We start from the raw sequence: 20001 nt of genomic DNA, 5'->3' as shown, positions 1-20001 counted from the left end.
CAGTGAACTATAAATTTGTAGTAAAACAAATATATGTAAAGGAAATACGACAAGGGAAATTAGTTGATGAGGAAAAGATATTCTTGTGTATTGAAAATAAAACGACAGGAATGGTTTTACCACATCCATTATCTAATTTCATTAAAAGTACATATGATAGAAAATCATTAGCTCTTAAATCACAGAAAAATTATGCAGATGAGGTCAAACAGTTTTTGGAATACATTGTAGATAGTATAGATGATGAAGAGGAAATGTTTATAGACCTAAAACATAACGGTATATCTGCTCTACGATTAGTACATGGTGCAAGTTACATAACACATCTAACCCAAAGAGTGAGAATAGGAGAAATTAAACAACCTAAAAGAGTTAGTGATGCTGAACGCATACTTACAAAATTGTATTTCTGGTTAAGTGAGCAAAAACTAATTAATGAGAAGGTGCAATACAGAGAGGAGATTAGAAGCGTAAAAGGAAAAAAGGAAACTTATATTCGTAGTCCGTTTGATAACTTTGAACTTGGTACAGAATATCCCAATAGAAACGAAAATGGAACTACCGAAGAGAGATTAAAAGACTTTGGTGAAGGAAGATTAGACCTTGTAAATCGTTTTTTAAGAGTTGCTGAAGCGGAAGCCCCTGATATTGCATTAGGAATTGCTTTTCAATGTTATGGGGGATTGAGAAAAGGAGAAGTAGTAAATCTATTACGTAGTAGCATAAAAGAACCCAAACAAAATGCTACAGGCGAGTTTACTGTGAACATAAAGGACAATCAGAAGACACTCTTTCCAGAAAAGAAACTGACGGTTGGTGAACAAGTTAAGAATCCGAGAATGCAAGTAATATTTAAAGTTCCCATTGTATTAGAGTTATTAGAGAGGCATAAGCATCGGTTAAAACTTTTAGAGGAAAAAGGGAAATTAAAAAATGAACATGCTTTATTTTGTTCAATTCATACAGGAAAACCGATTTCTGGGATTGCGTATTGGGAACGATTTATAAAGATTAAAAACAAATTCTTGGAAAACCTGCTTACATATGATGAAAAATCTTATCAATTATTAACTTCAAAAAATTGGTCAACTCATATCGGAAGAGGTATTTTTACTAATACTCTTGTCTTTTTATTAGGATGGTCTGCCGAGGAAGTGAGGATTATGAGGGGAGATAGAAATATTCAATCCGCTAAGGATTATATAGAAGAGCATAATGTTAGGGTAAAAACCGAGGTGGCAATTGAAAAAATAGCTAAAGCAACAATACAATCAGAAAAAAAATATACAAAAATCGAAGATATAAGGGGCTTGTAAATGGAAAGCTATGAAACATTTTTCAATTTGTATAAAAAGTACGGATTAGAAAATTATGGAATTAGGAGTGATTATAAAAAAATTCAGCAATTACTCGATAGTAACGAAATTGAAGGTATGAGAGTAGATGGGAATCTATATATTTCGGTTCAATCCCTGGAGCGTTATATCAATAAAGTAGATACTGTACGAAACGATTATATGCCATTGGGGGAATTTATTTTTGAATTAACAGGGAAGAACTACGAAAAACTCCCTAATTTGCGTAAACTTAAGGAATTCGTTGAACAAACATGTATTGAGTTACTAATTTTAGATATTCCGATAACCAGAAATGAAAAGTATTTTATAAAGAAACTTAGTTATGAAAAATTTTTACAAGATTATATTTCATTAACCGATGCTTTTAATAAAGATAAGCTATATTCTGAAGTTAGAATTTTTAGAGACCGCCTAATTAATCAAGGAATTGAAATTGTTGTTTTTAAAAGATATTACGAATTCCAGTATGTTAAGAAGAAAGAACTGGAGGCCATTGAGGATAGAATAAATGTAAAAGAGGTGATGGAACAATTAGGATTATTACAACATAACTTCTATGGAATAATTAAACTTTATAACATCAAAATCCTTAGAGGAACAAAAACTTCAAACACCTATAACCAAACATTTATGAGTAGAAAAGACTGTCAATTTTTAAAAGATTTACAATTAAAAACCTTAAATGAATTGAAGGAAAATACCTATACATACGAAGAAATTGTTCAGCTTTACAATGAAATTGGTGGTGTATCCCCATATGAAAAAGTTCTAAAAGAATTTGCAGTCTCAGATGGGGTTCCTTTAATAGTTAGAACTGAAAAATATAAATACAAGATGTCGTTATACAACAAAGATGGTATTGATAGATATTTAAATCAACTAAAAAAGGAAAAAGAAATATCAAGGCTAAATAGTTTAACGACAGATAATTATTACCAACTTTTACTTCAAATCCTTGACATCGAAGATGTTCGTTTTTCTAATAATGCCCCAATTACAAAGGAGCTTTGGTTCCAGTTTGCTAAATGGAGACTTAGTAATATGGGGGGGAATGAGGAAACTTGTAAATCCAGAGTAGCAGGATTTAGATTCGCTACAAAACTAATGGCTGAATTAACAATATCGAAAGAAATACATGAGTTTTCTGAGAAGGAACTTAATTTGAGTATTTTTAACAATCATGTACAAATGACTTATCAAAAAGAGATATATTCCTTCTTACATAATATCGGACAAAGACTTGAAGAAAAATCAGGGAGAAGGATATTTAACATCTCCAAATTAAACTTCAAGAATACTAAAAATTATACCTTAGATAAAAAACAGAAAGACATTTATCCTCTTGATGAATACATAGCTGTTTATACTTATGTAAAAGATTATGAGATTCATAAGCAATATTCGATACAAAGTGTAAGAATCGCTTTGAAAAATAATGATTTATGGAAGAACAAAGAGTATAAGAAATATGATTCTATGTGGTTGTATGTATTACTACATATGAACAACGGCTGGAGAAATGGTACAGTTGTAGAGTTTCCAAGGTATCCCTTTGACCTTTTTGATAAATTGAATCTGAATTCAATTGAATCGTTAGAAAATCTGCAATTGTCATATAGTGAGGCAGAAAAAATTGTAAGATTTTATCAAACACAATGGTTTGAACATAACAAGAATAAAGAAAAAGCTACATTCTATTGTTCAAGTGAACTTATTTTACCAATGGCTTACGCCATTTTAATATGCGAATTTAGATGTAGACAACTTCATCTTTATGACGAACCAAATTTAATACACTTTTATAATTCAAGAAATCAAGTTAATTCAACTATTCATGATTCGTTTTTTAAAGGATATCGACAGGATTTTAAATTTGAATCGAGAAAAATGAACCGAACTGTTTTAGTTTATACAAGTTCTGTAGTTGAATCTACCTTGGGTGACCCAATAGAGGTGGCACAGCATTTAAGAGGACATACTACAAGTGATACAACTAATATTTATTTTCAAATACCACAAGAGCATTTAGATTTTATTACGGAACAACTCTTCGACACAGGTTATTTTGGCTTCATCTATTCTAAGATAAACAATTTGTTGATTAGCGATACCCCCAAAAATAAATTAGAACAAACTCAGCAATCAATGGAACTAAAAGAGTTACTTGGAGACGTTGTTAAATTGGAAGATACTACATCATACTTAAATCAACTGTCGCAAGAACAACAAGAGTTGGGAGATTATTTAGAGCATACCCCCAAAGAGGAATTAAAGCAAAAATTAAATTTAATCAATTTAGGACTTTCTCCTGCAAAAGAAGAAACGTATCAATGTCTTTTTGCCAATTGTATTGCCAACCAAACAGAATGTAATAAGTGTCCCTTTTCGATACCACATTTCTATTCATTGTCTACCATTTGTAAAAGAATAAAAAGAATGCTTCATCGTTATCAGAACATTATTGGAAATTCCGATATTCCCGAAGGAGAGAAAACAAAACTTTTTAATTTATTATTAAAAGACTATAAAAGCCTTTACCGAGCAAAAGAAAAATTTGGTGCAGAAATTGTTGAGATGCTAATTGATGATGACATGACTGACTTTATGGAGACATTTCACATACTACCAGAACCAGATATACAATATATAGATTGAAGGGAATAGCATGGGAACAGTAGATATAATCGATGAATTATTAAACATAGTGCATGACTATAACGAGCAGAGTTTTGACCTCGAAAATTCAATAAACGAATCAAGAGCTATACTTGAATGTGAGATGAATACAAATCATTTAAGTGATTGTCAATTTGAAAAAGATAAATGGTACTTGGAAAATATCTTAGAAGCAAAGAAAATATCAATTGATTTTAGTAGGATTATAGAAGCTATTCAATTCAATCATCAAATAAATACTACACAATTTATTGATATAGTAAAGTGCTGGACTGCTTCATTAATTGATGAAGGATATCGTTCAGCCGTTATAGAGGTAATGGTAAATAGTGGACTAAGACAATTTTTGATTTTAACTAAAGGTCTTACCGAAGGTAATGAAGAACAATTTGTGGATGAATTTAAACACTTCTCTGACAAAATGAAAAGGTCTATTTGTACGAGTTGCTTAAATTTTTTGGATTATTATAGTGGTTTTAACGATGGTAATGACGAGTATATAGCTTTGTTACATTCCGTAAGACCATCTTGGAAAGAGCATAGAAGATTACTTCCCCCGTCTAAAGACATTTTGATTTTTTCTAAGGTTTTACAAGATTATTTTTCAAAGGAACTATCTGAACAAGAATATTTGAGATGGTTTCCTGTTTGGTTATGGTGGAACTTAACCTCATTAATTCCAATGAGACCATCGGAGTATTGCACTGTTGAACGTAACTGTATTTTTCAAAGGGAAGGTATCTTTTATATTAAGTTACCGAGACATAAACAGAAGCAGAACAGCAGAAAGATACAGATTTTAGATACAATTAAAATTCCAGAAAATTTGTTTAGAAAAATTGAGGACTATCAGAAATTAACGGAACGCTTTGGGAAATCAGATACTTTGATTTCTTACCGTTCTCTACCTTCCATTGTTCATGAAAAAGTATTTTCCAAAAATATATATCTTAATAAACGATTAAATCCTAACAAATTTACAATCAATAATTTTAGATTTCTTTTAAATTCCTTTTATGACTATATAGTTTTTGGAGAATATAGAGTTACTTTCTCCGAAAATGAAATTGAGGGATTTTCTATTACAAGGAAACTAAGACCAGGTGATACAAGACACCTTGCATTTATAAATTTGCATAGACAAGGCTACCACGCCACAGAAATCGCTCGGCTTGGGGGACATGTTTCAATATATACACAAGGTCATTATTTTCACCATGTTGAAAAATCTGTAGACCTTGAGATATTAGAATTAATTCAAAAATTTGATTTAGATAGTTACAGTAATAAAATTTCTGATAAGGAATCAAAGCAAGAACACTCAATGAGTATGTCGTTTATTGAAAAGTTTGTATTAAGACCACCATTGACCGATTTTAAAAGGAAAATGAAAGACGGTTACTGTACCTATAAAGAACAGATATGCCCAGTAGAGGACTGTTGGGAGTGTAATGATTGGTGGAGAATTTCATCGGAAGAGTTTATGGAAAAACAACATATATTGACACAGAAACTTAATGATAGTCAGTCTGAAATAGAGAACGTAATTGAAAACCTTAAAAATTTATACAAAGGGATTTACAATTATGGAAAAGATGAATTTTATTCACTTAATAACACAGAGATACAAAAAGAACTAACTAATAAATCAAGGCGTGTAGATAACGCAATCAGGAAATATGTAAATCTGATGATGGTAAAAGAAAGGATTGTTGGGAGTGGAGACAAGGGGTAGAAAGCGTAAAGAATTTCCTGTCGAAGAAATTGATAATATAGTCTACCGTTTTACTCAAGAAGAGAAACTTACAGGGTGGATAAAGTATTCAGAAGTGTATCGCTTCGCTAAAAAGCTATACGAGAACGGAGAAATACCGTATAAATTAAGCGATGAATTTTGGAGAAGGAATGAACGTCAAGGAAAACAAGCGATTGATAAAGCAAATAAGGCTTATGAAACGACAATCACAAATAAAAAGGCTACGGTAACTGATACCTATGTAGATACGGAAGACTGTGTTAATAAGTATTTTACAGGTAAACCGTCTGACAGAAAAAGACTAATTCAGGCATTAAAACTAAATGAAAAAAAAGCAAAGGATTCAAATAAGCACTTGTCTCAAATCGAAGATTTAAAACAAGAAATAATTACTCACAAGGACACAATCAAGGAGTTAAAAGAATTAGTAGAACAACAGCAAATGATTTTATTTTCATGGTTCAATGCAAGTCATAAATCGGAAGTTCCCTTAATCAATTTAGTTACTACAGGAAAGTCAAGACATCCTATCGTAAATTACTTTTTTGAAACGGCATTTTCTTCTCCAGAAGTTGGTTATGACAAGTTTAGTGAGTATATTACTAATATCACCAATAACGAGGTATTGCCGAAGGTAAAAAGTACAAATGTAGTTACCCCAATTAAGAAAAATAGATTTCAGGAAATAACAGAGCAATATAAAGAAAACGAGTAACATCTTCCTCAAGGGTACAGGATAAAGAAAATAAGGAGAGAGAGTAAATGGATAAAGAAGAAATTTCTCAATCAATTGTTGGGGTTTTGAATAATCCAGAATATAAAACCAAAGTTTTGAACGAGTTACATAAACTAAGTTCCGAAATGGTAAAGATGATGAAATATGAAGAGAAAGTCTCGAAGGTTCGTGTACTAAACCTGTTGTTAATAAATGCTTATAGGAGTTTTAATTCTTTTATTACATTATTAGAAAATAATCATTTTAATGATGCGTTCCTTCTAACTCGAAAAATAGCAGAGATACTAATTAGGATAGAATATCTGTCTATAACAAATACGTTTGATAACTACCTACGTGAGAAAAGCATTGAACAAGCTAAAGTGCTTCATTCATTAATTAATTCTCATAATATTAAACATGTTTCTCAATCATCCCTATGGGATGTACGGTATAAGATAATCGCAGATTGTAAAGCTATTCACAATGACCAAATTAATGGCAAATTTGAAAATACCCCAAATGTGGAGCAAATGGCAGAAAAGGCAGGGATGTTAGTTTTATACAAGAAGACATACGGTGCTTTATCTAAATTTGTTCATAGTAATATGAGTATTGAGAATTTTTATTTATATAAATTAAATAACGAGCTCTATTACGATACAGATGATACTGATTATAATTTCGATAAGGGTACTGTTAGCAGTACAATAGATATTACGCTTTACTGTTTTTATCTAATCATAGTTAAATATAGTTCAGAATTAGATATCTATAAAGAACAAATAAAAAAATTCAATGAAGAGTTCTTTGTATTTGTATCAATGGATTTAGTAACAGGGAGATTTAAATCAAACGTAGATTTTACATTGAACTTAATTAAAAACCTGACTGGTGTGGATATTCCAAAAGAAGAGAGCGACTTAGAACATGAAGTAATGTTTGTTCAAGACGATTTATCCGCTTTAAAAGAAAGTTGGATAAAGTTGGAGTCGTTAGTAAAGAAAAAGGAAATTGAATTAAGAAATTTATAGGTGAATATGTATATTTCACTCTTGATTATGGTTAATTATCCAATATTACAACTCAAATTTTTATTTCACACAATCTATGTTGGGGTAAATTCATTCCAAACTATGATAAATTAGTTTTTATGTAATTTTAAACAATAATTTATCGAATCCAACGTGATGAACCCCAGTCCGGCGAGGGGTCCGTCCCAACAGTCCTGGAAAGCACACATCCGGAAAAGGTGCTTGTCCGTTTCCATGGAAGGAATGTGCATGGCTGGCAGAAAAGGAATGCGGAGAACTGGCGGGAAGTGAGATACCTCTACCGCTATAATGAAGAAGAGCTTTCCGGCTGGGCCCCGGCGCTCCGGGAACTGGAAAAAAGCACAAAGAAGGTATATGCTGTTTTCAATAATAATTCAGGCGGGGATGCGGCAGATAATGCCCTCCAGCTGGTCGATATGATGGGGATTGAGTATACAGGCCTGGCACCCCGGCAGCTTGACCTATTTTAAAATGAAGAAGGACGCCGCCATCGCGATGACCGGTCTGCTGGCCGGCCCTGCATTGGTCTGATGGAAAAAGGAAAGAAGGTTTCATGTTTGAAAGAAGTTATCCATATTTACCATACAAATGATTTGCACAGCCATTTCAGCAAATGGCCGAGGATTCATCGCCTCCTGACAGAAAGGCGCAGATGGCACAAAGAAGCAGGGGAGGATTCCTTTTTTTTCGATATTGGCGACCATGTCGACCGCTGGCATCCGCTGACAGAAGCTACCGGTGGGAAGTGCAATACAGACCTGCTCAATGAAGCAGGCTGCACTGCTGCTGCCATCGGCAATAATGAGGGAATCACCCTTCCTTTTGGGGAGTTGGACAGCCTTTATGAAAAAGCTGCTTTTGATGTCCTGACAGCGAATCTTTTTTACCAGGATGGCCATAGGCCGCCCTGGGCCAAGCCATATGCCATCTATGAGACTGACAGCGGCCTGAAGCTGGCCGCTGTCGGTGTTACAGCAGACTATGAACATTTTTATGAACTGCTCGGCTGGAAGCTGACAGATCCTTTCGAAGAGCTTAGAAAGGTATTTCCTGAGGTAAGGGAACAGGCCGATGTTATCGTCATCCTGTCACATCTGGGCATTCATGATGATGAAAGGCTGGCGGCTGAATTTCCGGAAGCAGATGTGATTCTTGGCGGCCATACCCATCATATTCTGCATGAAGGGAAAATGGTGGAAGATTGCTTGCTGGCAGCCGCCGGTAAGCACGGGTTTTATGCCGGGCATGTTATGCTGGAGATCGACATGGAAATGAATACAGTCACCGGCAAAAAGGCTCAGCTGTATGATACAAATGAACTGCCCCCAGCTGCTGATGAGGAGCATATCATCGAAGAGCTCTACCGGAAGGGAAAAAGCCTGCTCGATGTACCGGCAGCGGCACTCCCAAACGGAGGGATCGGCAAAAAGCAGATGGCCGCCCTGCTGTGTGAAGCACTGCAGGAGAAGTGCTTAGCAGATGCTGCCCTTCTTAATGAAGGCTTGATCCTCGAAGGGCTGGAGAAGGACGAAGCGACCAAATATGATCTCCACAGAATCTGCCCTCATCCGATTAATCCATGCAAAGTCATGCTGACTGGGGCTGAGCTGAAGGAAGTGTTACTTCATGCAGAAAGTGATGAGTGGGAGCAGCTTCAGGTTAAAGGGCTTGGTTTCCGCGGGACCTTGATGGGAAAGATGATCAGCACCGGCATTATAATGGATTCATCAGGCGGGTTACAGATTGGCGGGCAGAAGCTGGACAAAAAGAAAACCTATTCCCTCGCCATCCCGGACATGTTTACATTCGGTCCCTTTTTCCCTGAAATCAGCAGGGCAGCCGAAAAGGAATATTTCTTTCCCGATTTCCTGCGGCATCTGCTGGAATGGAAGCTGCAGCAGCTTCAATAATATCCCGGCACCCTTTTCCTTGCGCTTACATAATCTGTTAAGAAGCGAAAGGAGTGGATACTTATGATGGAACTGTCGCCTGTCATCATCGACGGCCATACCTTTTTAAGCGTATCCGTTCAGCTGCCGAAAACGACCCTGCTCGCTGTATCGAGCGATAAGGGCTATATTATGTGTGGAGCGCTGGACGTCGCCCTGCTCAATGAAAAGCTGAAGGACCGGAAAGTGATTGCCGGTAGGGCTGTTGGCGTCCGCACGATCGAGCAGCTCCTGGAGGCACCGCTCGAATCGGTCACTTTTGAGGCTGAAGAACTTGGAATCCATAAAGGCATGACCGGCAAGGTCGCCCTGCTGAAAATGCTGTAGAAAAGCGAGCCGCCGCAGGCGGCTCTTTCTTTGTCCTGCAGGAATAATTCACTCTAAATAGAGGCCCAAAGACATTCCTTCATGTAAAGGAATACCATTATCAGTCGTATTTTGTAGAATTTTCTACTATAATATGGGTAGGATGAAGGACGTAAACTGAGACTGAGACCGAAATGATTGGAGCCTTTATATGAGATTAGTAGCTACCTCATCTATACATCCGGGGAGCATTCTTGCAAAAGAAATTGTAAGCGACAAAGGAATCGTGCTCGTCAGCGACGGAGTGGCGCTTACGGAAAAGCTGCTTGCAAGGCTCGCGGACCTCGGTGTCACCTATATATATGTGAAGGACCCGAGAACGGATGATATCGAGTCCGGCAGCTCGATCGATGCGGCCATGAAAAGGAAAGCGGTATCTGCCATCGAGGCAGCGTTCACCCAGCTAAAGAAAGGGAACAAGCTTTCAGACTCGATCATTATTGAGAAATCGTCAAAAAGCTTTAAACAGATCATCAGGGATCTGGTGCAGCAGATTAAAGATAATAAAGATCTGTTTGGCATATTGGCGGACGTTTGCACATATGACAGTTATATTTTCTCCCATTCTTTGAATGTGACTCTCTATTCCCTGGCAATCGGCATAGAGCTGAAGCTAAAGCCGCAGGAGCTGGATATGCTGGGGATCGGGGCTATTCTCCATGATGTCGGCAAAATGAAAGTGCCGGCTGAAATTCTTTTTAAGAGCGGAAAACTGACAGAAGAAGAATTCTCAGAAATTCAAAAGCATGCAGAAGCCGGTTTTGAAATTCTGCGCAAGGTACATACATTGCCTCTGCTTGCAGCCCATTGCGCCTATCAGCATCATGAGAGGCTGAACGGAAGCGGCTACCCAAGGCGGCTGGTTGAAGATGAGATCCATCTGTTTGCCAAGATCATTGCCGTCGCTGATGTATTCGATGCTGTTACCTCCAACCGTGTATACAGGGGGGCCATGCTGCCTCATGAGGGGCTCGAAATATTGTATGCAGGCTCAGGTAAACAATTTGATACAGCGGTGGTGGAAGCGTTCCGGCGCTCTGTCGCGGTCTATCCTTCCGGGATGATGGTTCATTTGAATGACGGCAGGACGGGAATTGTGATCCGTCAGAATAAAGGAGTTTCCGACAGGCCCGTCGTACGCATCCTGGAAGAAAAGGGGCTCCCCGTTGAACCTTTCGAGATTGATCTGGCAAAAGAACTTACCGTAATAATCACCGGGTGTGAAATGCGGATGCCGGCAGCAGCAAATAAAATCTAACTTTTTCTGCTAGTTCACTCCTTTACAGCATACATATAGCTTGTAAAGGGGGGATTTGCTTTGGCTAAATTCGGCGGCCGGCTCCCAAGGAAAGGCCCGCTTCCTTTCCGTTATGTCTTTTTGCTGACTTTTGTGTTTTTCATGTTCTCGACCGCAGCCGGAATATGGATCATCAATAAAGGGCTTGAACCGACCCTGATGAGCTACGCTGACTCTCAGACGAGGAAAATCGCATCGCTTGTCATTAACAATGCCATCAATAAAAAAATCACCAATGTAATGGACCTCGAGGACATGTTTGTTAAAAGCGGCGATGGTTCTGTCATAACCATCAATACCGAGAAGCTTAACCGTGTGAAGGCAGAGGTGACGGAACTTGTTCAGGACAATATAAAAAAGGCCGAACAGGGTGACCTCTCCTCACTGGAATCATTCACGGATATAGAGATTGAAACAAAAGGATCAAAAAAGCAGGATGGGATCATTTATTATGTCCCATTGGGCCAGGCAACCAATAATGCCCTGCTGGGGAATCTCGGACCCAGAATTCCAGTGAAATTCAACTCCGTAGGTTCTGTTACATCAAATGTGATCAGAAAAAGCGAAGACCATGGAATCAATAATGTATTAGTGGAAGTGTTTGTCCGCCTGGATGTCCAGGTCCAGATCATCATACCTTTTGCCACAAAGGTTATACATGTTCAGGAGGACGTACCAGTGGCCATGGGAGTCATTCCGGGAGATGTGCCCCAATTCTATAACGGGGGCGGCGGAGATTCTGCCCCTTCCATTGAACTGCCTGCTAATTAATGGATTTGCTAAAAAGAAGGGCGCCTGTTATAGTATTTAAAGAAATTAATATGACCTTATCATATCCGGTGGGGTAGAGGTGCAAAATTCAATAGTAAGATGTGCGAGGATGACAACTTTGACCGCATCAGAAAGGGAATATTTGCCGAAGCAATTGAAATGTGTCCGCATTCCATTGCTGGGGCTGCTTTGAAGAAGGGCAGCACTGTCATTATAAAGGCAAAGCAGGTATATGCTTTGATAAGCTTTATAATGGGGAGCTACAGATCGTGATGGAGAAACCTATTACTTAGAAAGAGTAATGATGGAGTTTTTCTATCATTGCTCTTTTTTATTATCTGCAGCAGTACAGAGCTGTGACTGCATCTTCGTCTGGAAGTTCCCCCCTGTCATCATACAAGGAGGAGGAAAGAAATTGGCAAACACGATATTTTCACTTTTGCCGCCGCTTGTGGCCATTTTAATGGTCGTTCTGACAAGAAAGGTATTATTATCTTTAGGTGTCGGGATCATAACCGCTGCCTTCCTGCTTGCCGACTTTGGCATCGGGAAAACACTGAGCATCATCTGGGAAGCCGTCAAGGGAATTTTTGTGGCTGATGGCGCACTGAATACTTGGAATGTATATATTATTTTATTTTTATTGGTCCTTGGTGTCATTACAGCTTTTATCAATATCTCCGGCGGCAGCCGCGCTTTCGGGGAATGGGCGATGAAACGGGTGAAAACCCGGGCCGGCGCCCAGCTTGTCGGTGCAGTGCTTGGCATCATTATTTTCATAGATGATTATTTCAATGCACTGGCGGTCGGCCAGATTTCAAGGCCGATAACGGACCGCCATAAAGTTTCAAGGGCAAAGCTTGCGTATCTGATCGACTCTACATCTGCCCCCGTATGTGTCGTTTCCCCTGTTTCGAGCTGGGGCGCCTATATCATTGCCCTTATCGGAACGATTCTTGCCGGCCATGGGGTAACAGAGTACTCGGCATTCTCAGCTTTCATGCAGATGGTGCCGATGAACCTTTATGTATGGACAGCTCTTGCAATGGTATTCATCGTGGCATTGAGGAATATACAGATAGGGCCGATGAAAGCCCATGAAGAGCGGGCTGTAAAAGAAGGACTGGTTCTGGATCCTGAAAAGCCTGCCCCTGGAGAACTGAAAGATGATCTTCCAACAAGCACGACCGGGTCAGTCGGCGATCTTGTCTGGCCGATCATTGCATTGATCATTGGAACCGTCGGAGCTATGATCTGGACTGGATACACAGCAGCAGAGGGAAGCGCAACGATCCTGAAGATCTTTGAAAATACCGATGTAGCGAAATCCCTTATCATCGGAAGCCTTATCGGGCTTTCTGCAACACTGCTTCTTTTCCTTCGCCAGGCTGTCGTCCTGAAGGGCGTAAGTGCAGGCGTTTTCGGAAAAGGGATCTGGGAAGGGATCAAATCCATGCTTCCTGCCGTCTATATCCTGATCTTTGCATGGGCGATCGTCGACCTGATCGGCCAGCTGGAAACCGGGACCTATCTTGCAGGTGTCGTGGAAAACAGCAATATCAGCCTTTCTCTGCTGCCAATCATATTGTTTGTGATTGCAGGGATCATGGCATTCAGTACAGGGACATCTTGGGGCTCCTTCGGGATCCTGCTTCCGATTGCAGGCGATGTCGTGGCAGCGACCGACATTTCGCTGCTTCTGCCTGCAATGGCAGCCGTATTGGCCGGAGCGGTGTTCGGGGACCACTGTTCCCCTATTTCAGATACAACGATCCTTTCATCCACAGGGGCCGGCTGCAACCATATCGATCATGTGCTGACACAGCTGCCGTATGCACTCATCTCAGCGCTGATCGCAGCTGTGGGTTACCTGGTGATCGGATTTACAGGAAGCACCATTTTTGCTTTAATTTCTGTCGCAGTCCTTTTAACTGCCTTTGCCTTCATTGCGGGGCGCGGGCAGGGAGCATCTGCTGAATTGACAGATTGACATTGAGAGGCATCCCGCACTAGGGAGCCTCTTTTTTATTTTGAATTTGGAAGTGTAATATGAAGAACGATTTATATGAAATTGCTGAATTTCATGGATAGTCTATCCAGCAGGGGAATATTAGTATATTAAGGAGGTGGATGGGCATTTAGGGGCTTGGGAGTTATTATTTAAAAATAATAATTTTCTGAAAATAAAGCTTTGACACCACAGGAAAATGTGGCTATACTATGTTTAGATTATACTAAAAAATCAGAAAATATAAAAGTTTCCAACTTTGAGACATGCTTTTCAAAAGAAGCTGGAAATGAAACGGGGGTAAATAGAACTATGGATAATCGTCCGCAATGGGGAACGAGAGCAGGTTTCATTATGGCAGCTGTCGGATCAGCGATCGGGCTGGGGAATATTTGGAGATTCCCTGCGGTAGCTTATGATAATGGAGGAGGCGCTTTCTTCTTTCCTTATCTGTTTGCACTTTTGACAGCGGGTATACCGATTCTCATCCTTGAATTTACACTTGGCCATAAGTACCGCGGCTCCGCTCCGCTTACGTATGCAAGGCTGAGCAAGAAGTATGAATGGCTTGGCTGGTGGCAGGTAGCGGTATCCTTTGTCATCTCCACTTATTATGCAGTCATCATTGCATGGGCCATGTCATTTGCAGGCTTCTCCTTCAACCAGAATTGGGGAGATGACCCGAACGGATTCTTTTTCGGCGAATATTTGCAGCTTGCAGATGCACCGGGGTCAATCAGCACGATCGTCCCAGGCGTATTCTTCCCATTGATCCTTGTCTGGATCATCACACTTGGCGTTTTGTTCAAAGGCGTGAAAAAAGGGATAGAAGTAGCGAACAAAATCTTTATTCCGGCACTTGTTATCTTATTTTTAATCATTGTTGTTCGCGCGCTGACCCTTGATGGCGCTGTCCAGGGGCTTGACGCATTCTTCAAGCCTGATTGGAGCAAAATTGCTGATCCTGGAGTCTGGGTGGCCGCATATGGCCAGATCTTCTTCAGCTTGTCGATTGGGTTTGCCATCATGATTACGTATTCCAGCTATCTGCCAAAGAAGACGGATCTGACAAACAGTGCATTCATCACTGGCTTTGCGAATTCCGGGTTCGAGCTTCTGGCAGGGATCGGTGTCTTTGCAGCTCTTGGATTTATGGCTGCACAGCAGGGTGTGCCGATCAACGAGGTTGTCTCCGATGGTGTCGGCCTTGCCTTTGTCGTTTTCCCGCAGATCATTAATGAATTCCCGGCACTAAACGGAATGTTTGGCTTCTTCTTCTTCCTGTGCCTGGTCCTTGCAGGTCTGACATCACTCATCTCAATCGTGGAAACCTTTGTTGCCGGCGTACAGGATAAGTTCAAAGTGTCCCGTACAAAAGCAGTATTGTTCGGCGGCGGTGCTTCAGGTATCATCTCAGTACTGTTTGCGACAGACGGCGGTCTTTACTTCCTGGATGCAGCGGATTATTTCATTAACCAGTTTGGAGTCGCGCTGGCAGGTCTTGTAGAGGTTGTGGTTATTGCATGGGTGCTGAAGGAGCTGAAAAGCATCCAGTCCCACGCAGACAGCGTTTCGGATATTCTCCTTGGTGCTTGGTGGAGGATCTGCCTGACCGTCATCACACCGCTGATTCTTGGCTATATGATGATCCAGAATATCTACACTAATATCAAGGACAATTACGAAGGCTACCCGACAGGATTCATCATCTATTCAGGATGGGCAGTTGCTGTCGGCGCCATTGTACTTGGATTTATCTTCATGGCATTCAAATGGGATAAAGCTACCATTTCTGTCCCAGATAAGAAGGGGGTTTCTCAATAATGTCCGGCAGCGCTATTACAATGATGATCGTTGGGATGCTTATTATCTGGGGAGGGCTTGCTGCAAGTATTTCCTTTGCAGTATCAAAAGCAAAAAAATCATAATAATAAAGGCTGCCGGATTGATTTCCGGCAGCCTTTATTATTGTAATGGCCTCAGGCTCTTATTTCTTTTTTCGGGATTGGATCTTGTCCTGCCTCTCCCACATCCTTAGATGAGGATAAGGGTCGTAGGACCATTCAGTATATCCATTGTCTTTATACATCCCGTAATGAAGATGAGGCGGGAACTTTCCGGAGGTTCCGGGCGGCCCATAGCCCGAGCTGCCTACGCCGCCGATCAGCATGCCCGGCTCGACAATCTGGCCTGCCTTCAGATCCTTGGCAAAACCGCTCAGATGGGCGAAATAATGATAGTTATTATTGATATCGCGAATGCCGATCCTCCACCCGCCATACTTGTTCCAGCCTTTCATTTCTATGATGCCGTAGCAGGTGGCCCTTACCGGGACGCCATAGTCGGCAAAAATATCTGTTCCTTCATGGATCCTTCTGCCTCCCCAGCCCCTTGCATCGCCCCAGGTATTTTTATAGCTGTGATTGCTTCTGAAAGGAACGGGAAATGCATGCCCGTCAAGGTCCAGCCGCCCAAAGTGTTTATAGATCTCAGCATGCCCAATAATGATCCCGACGGTTTTATCCCGTTTATAATAATCCCATAACCCGATTTTGATATTGTCATGGTCAACTCCGTAGGAAAGAAGGAAGTGGGCAAAAGCATAAATGACATCCTGGTCATCGTTCAATGAGGCCTTGCCGTCGCCATTGCCATCGACTCCAATGCCTTCAAAGAATTGGATGGACGCAGGATTGTCATCCTCCAGATTGGGGTTCAAAAGGCCTGCCCATTCTTCCTGCTTAAAATAAATGCCTGTCAGCCCTTCTGCTTTGGGGAGGTCCCGGCGCGCCTTGCGGATGCTGCGCTCATACTGGTCTACGGCCGCCAAATAATACCAGGGGATATTGGTGATGGCCTCTGTATTTTTGTATAATTGCATTCTTTTGCTGTAAATCTCCGCCAGTCCGGTGCTTTCTGCTGCATCTGTTCTGGCCGGATAAAGGGAGCACAGCAGCATAATGGTCAAAAGTATGCGCATGGAAACCTTCCTTTCGGTCTTGTTTGCAGTTTAGTTTGTGGAAGAGGGCGGCATTTCATCTATATCAATTAATGGTAATGATGAGAGGAATGGCTTGTTCTGCCTTCTTCATTATGTTAAAGTGACATCATGAAGTCTAAATCAGTCCGGTTTTCTGTGGACAAGATTGAATGGATGGAGTGGGAATAGTGAGCCAAAAAGAAGAATATATCCGCAAGCCTGAATGGCTGAAAATAAAATTAAATACAAATGAAAATTACAATGGCCTCAAAAAAATGATGAGGGAAAAAAACCTTCATACCGTTTGTGAAGAAGCGAAATGTCCGAATATTCATGAATGCTGGGCAGTGAGAAGAACAGCGACTTTCATGATCCTTGGTGGCGTATGCACACGTGCATGCCGTTTTTGTGCGGTTAAAACAGGTCTTCCAAATGAGCTGGACCTGCAGGAACCGGAACGGGTGGCAGACTCTGTTGCCTTAATGAACCTTAAGCATGCAGTTGTGACAGCCGTAGCAAGGGATGACCTGAAGGATGGAGGGGCAGCCGTATTTGCTGAAACAGTAAGGGCAATCCGCCGCAAGAGCCCGTTCACAAGCATTGAGGTGCTGCCTTCAGATATGGGCGGGGTATATGATAACCTTAAAATGCTGATGGATGCCCGTCCGGATATCCTGAACCATAATATTGAAACGGTTGAAAGGCTGACTCCAAGAGTCCGTGCACGTGCCACATATAAGCGATCACTGGAATTCTTGAAGCGCGCGAAAGAAATGCAGCCGGATATCCCGACAAAATCCAGCCTGATGATCGGCCTTGGGGAAACAAAAGAAGAAATCATCGCAACCATGGATGACCTTCGCGCCCATGATGTAGACATCATGACAATCGGACAGTATCTGCAGCCTACCAAGAAGCATATAAAGGTGCAGAAATATTACCACCCGGATGAATTCCAGGAACTGAAGGAAATTGCCATGAGCAAAGGCTTCAGCCATTGCGAGGCCGGCCCTCTTGTACGATCTTCCTACCATGCCGATGAGCAGGTCAATGCTGCTGCGAAGCAGAAGCAGCTGATGGGTGAGCAAAGCGTCCAGCAAGCTTAAAATGCGGGAAAATGATTTGCATAGTAAAAGAGTTCAGCTTGCGCTGAACTCTTTTTCAGTCATAACATTATTTCATTTGAGGACTGCTGCCCTTTTTTGCTTTCGTTTTGTCCAAAGCTTCGCTAATATCGTCATGATCAGTATCGTCATTCATTTCACCCTGGGCTTCGCCGTTTTCATTTTCACCAGAAGACATTTTTCTGCCCTGCGGCGATTGGAGCATCTCTTTGATCGTTTCATTGATGGCATATTCCATGTTGCGGCTGTCTGAATCCATGGTCGCATAGTTTTCCACATTTTTGCGTAAGTTGGTGTTGTCGGAAACATAAACATGGTACCAGCGAGGTATGACAGACATGGCCATTTTTTTCACCTGGTCTGCCGTTTCAGCACGGTCCGTTGAATCTGTATCATATACAAGCAGGACCTCTTCATCCGTTACAAGAGCTGATACATCATCGACATTAGGGACATCTGTGCAATATTTGGCGATGATATCGGCAACCTGCTCCCGGTTAATGGCAGCGTAATGGTCATTGGAAGAATTATCTCCCTGGATCGGGCTTCTCTGATGGCGGACATAGCCATAGCTTTCGCTCATATTGTTGCCGCGCCTGTAATTCTGGTTATAAAGTTCAGGACGCTGATCATTGACATTGATCGTATTGCCGCTTTCCTCGTACATTTCATCCTTGGAAGAAAAATTCTGGCAGGCAGTAAGAGCCGAAAGGCTGCAAAGACCCATTATAATGATGGACTTCTTCAATTAAAACACCCCCTTATTACTATCATGACCATGTGTATACTTTTTTTTCTTAGTAATTGATGGGGAATCAGTTATAATTTAAGTAGCAGGACGGGAAAAGGCATAGAGACATGAGAGGTGATATACATGGTTTGCATCAATAATATCTGTTATGAGCTGATTGAGGAGAGAACAGATGGATTTAATGAAGAGGCCTTCCGCGGAAGGTACAGCGAGATCCTGACAAAGTATGATTATATTGTGGGGGACTGGGGCTATGGGCAGCTGAGGCTCAGGGGCTTCTTTGACGACCAGAACCAGAAAGCCACTTTTGATACGAAGATAAGCACGCTGACTGAATATCTTTATGAATATTGCAATTTTGGGTGCCCATACTTCGTCGTTAAAAAGATAAAAGCCTGACAAGAGCCGATGAACGGCTCTTGTTTTGTCTTATTTTGACGTATATGGCGGCTCTTCATTCTTATCTGGGTCATCATGGGTCGGATGTGCGCCCTCCATTTGCCTTGGGAGGTTTTGATGGAGGGATTTGAACTCATAATTAAAGGCGCTGTAATAGCGCTGGCCCTCGCGCCATGGGGTGCTTTTATTCTCGACAGGCTGATCCTTGCCTCTAGGGGAGCCATAGGGGCCTTCGGGAAGAGTCTCAGGTACAAGGAAATTACGCTGTGTTTCCACATTTGAAAAGTCTGTATAAGTTTCTTTTTCTTTATCATCGCTCATTTTATCACCTCTTGCTTAGTATCTGCATTCCCGCAAAAGATATAAGGGGCAAGAGCGTGGCCGAAGGCTTTTAGATCATTTCGTATAAAAAGGAGCGCAGTTCTTCCGCATCTTCTACAGACAGCTTGAAGGCATATTCCAGGTATCCTTCTTCTTTCAGGTCATCGGGGCCGATGATGGCAAACCGGCTGCCCTGGATATCAAGAACCAGCTGCTTTCCATAATAGCGGGACGACTGGATGATGGCCAGGTCGAAGCGCTGATTTTCCCCCATAAAACTGACAAATCTCGTTTTTGTTTCTTCCAAATCATCATATAAAAAAAATCTTTCGGACATCCTGCCGATTCCTCCTTGGGCTTTCTTATTATCTTTATCTTATCAGAAGCAGCCCTGTTGAGGCACTGTGATTTTATTGTATATTGCCTTAATGAGAAAAACGAATTTTGAAAAATTATGGTACAATAGATTCATGAA

18 protein-coding genes, 1 pseudogene and 1 riboswitch are annotated in these 20001 nt (G+C 40.9%); of the genes and pseudogenes, 15 read left to right on the top strand and 4 right to left on the bottom strand.

Translation table 11 applies throughout. The features are described from left to right. The first annotated feature begins 2 nt into the window (after positions 1–2). The 13 genes and pseudogenes from AC4E8B_RS20430 (at position 3) to AC4E8B_RS20370 (ending at position 15879) form a co-directional block, all read left to right on the top strand. Complete coding sequence (locus AC4E8B_RS20430) at positions 3–1316, top strand: hypothetical protein (protein WP_490215216.1); 1314 nt, start codon at positions 3–5, stop codon at positions 1314–1316. Continuing rightward, on the top strand, positions 1317–4013 hold the full coding sequence (locus AC4E8B_RS20425) for a hypothetical protein (protein WP_490215215.1): 2697 nt from the start codon (positions 1317–1319) through the stop codon (positions 4011–4013). Positions 4014–4023: 10 nt separating this feature from the next. Next, on the top strand, positions 4024–5769 hold the full coding sequence (locus tag AC4E8B_RS20420; protein WP_490215214.1) for a hypothetical protein: 1746 nt from the start codon (positions 4024–4026) through the stop codon (positions 5767–5769). Further along, on the top strand, positions 5747–6505 hold the full coding sequence (locus tag AC4E8B_RS20415; RefSeq protein WP_490215212.1) for a hypothetical protein: 759 nt from the start codon (positions 5747–5749) through the stop codon (positions 6503–6505). Before AC4E8B_RS20420 ends, AC4E8B_RS20415 begins: the two co-directional genes overlap by 23 nt. Positions 6506–6552: 47 nt before the next feature. Further along, entirely contained in the window at positions 6553–7539 is a 987-nt protein-coding gene (locus AC4E8B_RS20410; protein WP_490215211.1) for a DUF5677 domain-containing protein, read from the top strand. 155 nt (positions 7540–7694) lie between these two features. Continuing rightward, positions 7695–8030, top strand: a pseudogene (locus AC4E8B_RS20405) (DUF72 domain-containing protein); the annotation flags it as partial. A gap of 87 nt (positions 8031–8117) precedes the next feature. Next, positions 8118–9470, top strand: a complete 1353-nt coding sequence (locus tag AC4E8B_RS20400; RefSeq protein WP_490215209.1) for a bifunctional metallophosphatase/5'-nucleotidase — start codon at positions 8118–8120, stop codon at positions 9468–9470. 63 nt (positions 9471–9533) lie between these two features. Further along, positions 9534–9836: a YunC family protein gene (locus AC4E8B_RS20395; protein WP_490215208.1), complete on the top strand. Its 303-nt coding sequence runs from the start codon at positions 9534–9536 to the stop codon at positions 9834–9836. Between the two features lie 190 nt (positions 9837–10026). Beyond that, a complete protein-coding gene (locus tag AC4E8B_RS20390; protein ID WP_490215206.1) occupies positions 10027–11133 on the top strand; it encodes an HD-GYP domain-containing protein in 1107 nt (368 codons plus the stop codon). 60 nt (positions 11134–11193) lie between these two features. Further along, positions 11194–11943: a sporulation protein YunB gene (gene yunB, locus AC4E8B_RS20385; RefSeq protein ID WP_490215205.1), complete on the top strand. Its 750-nt coding sequence runs from the start codon at positions 11194–11196 to the stop codon at positions 11941–11943. 66 nt (positions 11944–12009) lie between these two features. Next, positions 12010–12214, top strand: a riboswitch (Lysine riboswitch). Between the two features lie 144 nt (positions 12215–12358). Beyond that, positions 12359–13933 (top strand): Na+/H+ antiporter NhaC family protein, encoded by a 1575-nt coding sequence (locus AC4E8B_RS20380; RefSeq protein WP_490215204.1) that lies wholly within the window; start codon positions 12359–12361, stop codon positions 13931–13933. 330 nt (positions 13934–14263) lie between these two features. Beyond that, positions 14264–15775 carry a sodium-dependent transporter gene (locus AC4E8B_RS20375; protein ID WP_490215203.1) on the top strand — a complete coding sequence of 504 codons (1512 nt, stop codon included), beginning with the start codon at positions 14264–14266 and terminating at the stop codon, positions 15773–15775. Further along, positions 15775–15879: a methionine/alanine import family NSS transporter small subunit gene (locus AC4E8B_RS20370; protein WP_224904738.1), complete on the top strand. Its 105-nt coding sequence runs from the start codon at positions 15775–15777 to the stop codon at positions 15877–15879. The genes AC4E8B_RS20375 and AC4E8B_RS20370 overlap by 1 nt, the downstream gene beginning before the upstream one ends. A gap of 59 nt (positions 15880–15938) precedes the next feature. On the opposite strand, the gene AC4E8B_RS20365 is transcribed toward AC4E8B_RS20370, so the two are convergent. Then, on the bottom strand, positions 15939–16931 hold the full coding sequence (locus AC4E8B_RS20365; protein ID WP_490215202.1) for a M23 family metallopeptidase: 993 nt from the start codon (positions 16929–16931) through the stop codon (positions 15939–15941). Positions 16932–17101: 170 nt separating this feature from the next. Between AC4E8B_RS20365 and lipA the strand changes: the two genes are divergently transcribed. Beyond that, complete coding sequence (gene lipA, locus AC4E8B_RS20360; RefSeq protein ID WP_490215200.1) at positions 17102–18037, top strand: lipoyl synthase; 936 nt, start codon at positions 17102–17104, stop codon at positions 18035–18037. A gap of 67 nt (positions 18038–18104) precedes the next feature. Here lipA and AC4E8B_RS20355 read toward each other — a convergent pair whose 3' ends face one another. After that, a complete protein-coding gene (locus tag AC4E8B_RS20355) occupies positions 18105–18803 on the bottom strand; it encodes a YhcN/YlaJ family sporulation lipoprotein (RefSeq protein WP_490215198.1) in 699 nt (232 codons plus the stop codon). A gap of 126 nt (positions 18804–18929) precedes the next feature. Here AC4E8B_RS20355 and AC4E8B_RS20350 point away from each other — a divergent pair, with 126 nt between their 5' ends. Next, the gene (locus AC4E8B_RS20350) at positions 18930–19205 is read left to right on the top strand and encodes a YutD family protein (protein ID WP_009791458.1); all 276 of its coding nucleotides are present in this window, start codon (positions 18930–18932) and stop codon (positions 19203–19205) included. 30 nt (positions 19206–19235) lie between these two features. Here the strand turns inward: AC4E8B_RS20350 and AC4E8B_RS20345 are convergent, their stop codons facing one another. Together AC4E8B_RS20345 and AC4E8B_RS20340 are read right to left on the bottom strand one after the other, a co-directional pair. Next, a complete protein-coding gene (locus tag AC4E8B_RS20345; protein ID WP_009791457.1) occupies positions 19236–19526 on the bottom strand; it encodes a hypothetical protein in 291 nt (96 codons plus the stop codon). A gap of 70 nt (positions 19527–19596) precedes the next feature. Continuing rightward, positions 19597–19863 carry a DUF3055 domain-containing protein gene (locus AC4E8B_RS20340; RefSeq protein WP_490215196.1) on the bottom strand — a complete coding sequence of 89 codons (267 nt, stop codon included), beginning with the start codon at positions 19861–19863 and terminating at the stop codon, positions 19597–19599. Positions 19864–20001: the final 138 nt, after the last annotated feature.

It is taken from the genome of Bacillus sp. SRL543 (genome assembly GCF_984799205.1).
The sequence above is the reverse complement of the archived record's forward strand: the minus strand, read 5'-3'. Positions and strand labels throughout refer to the sequence as shown.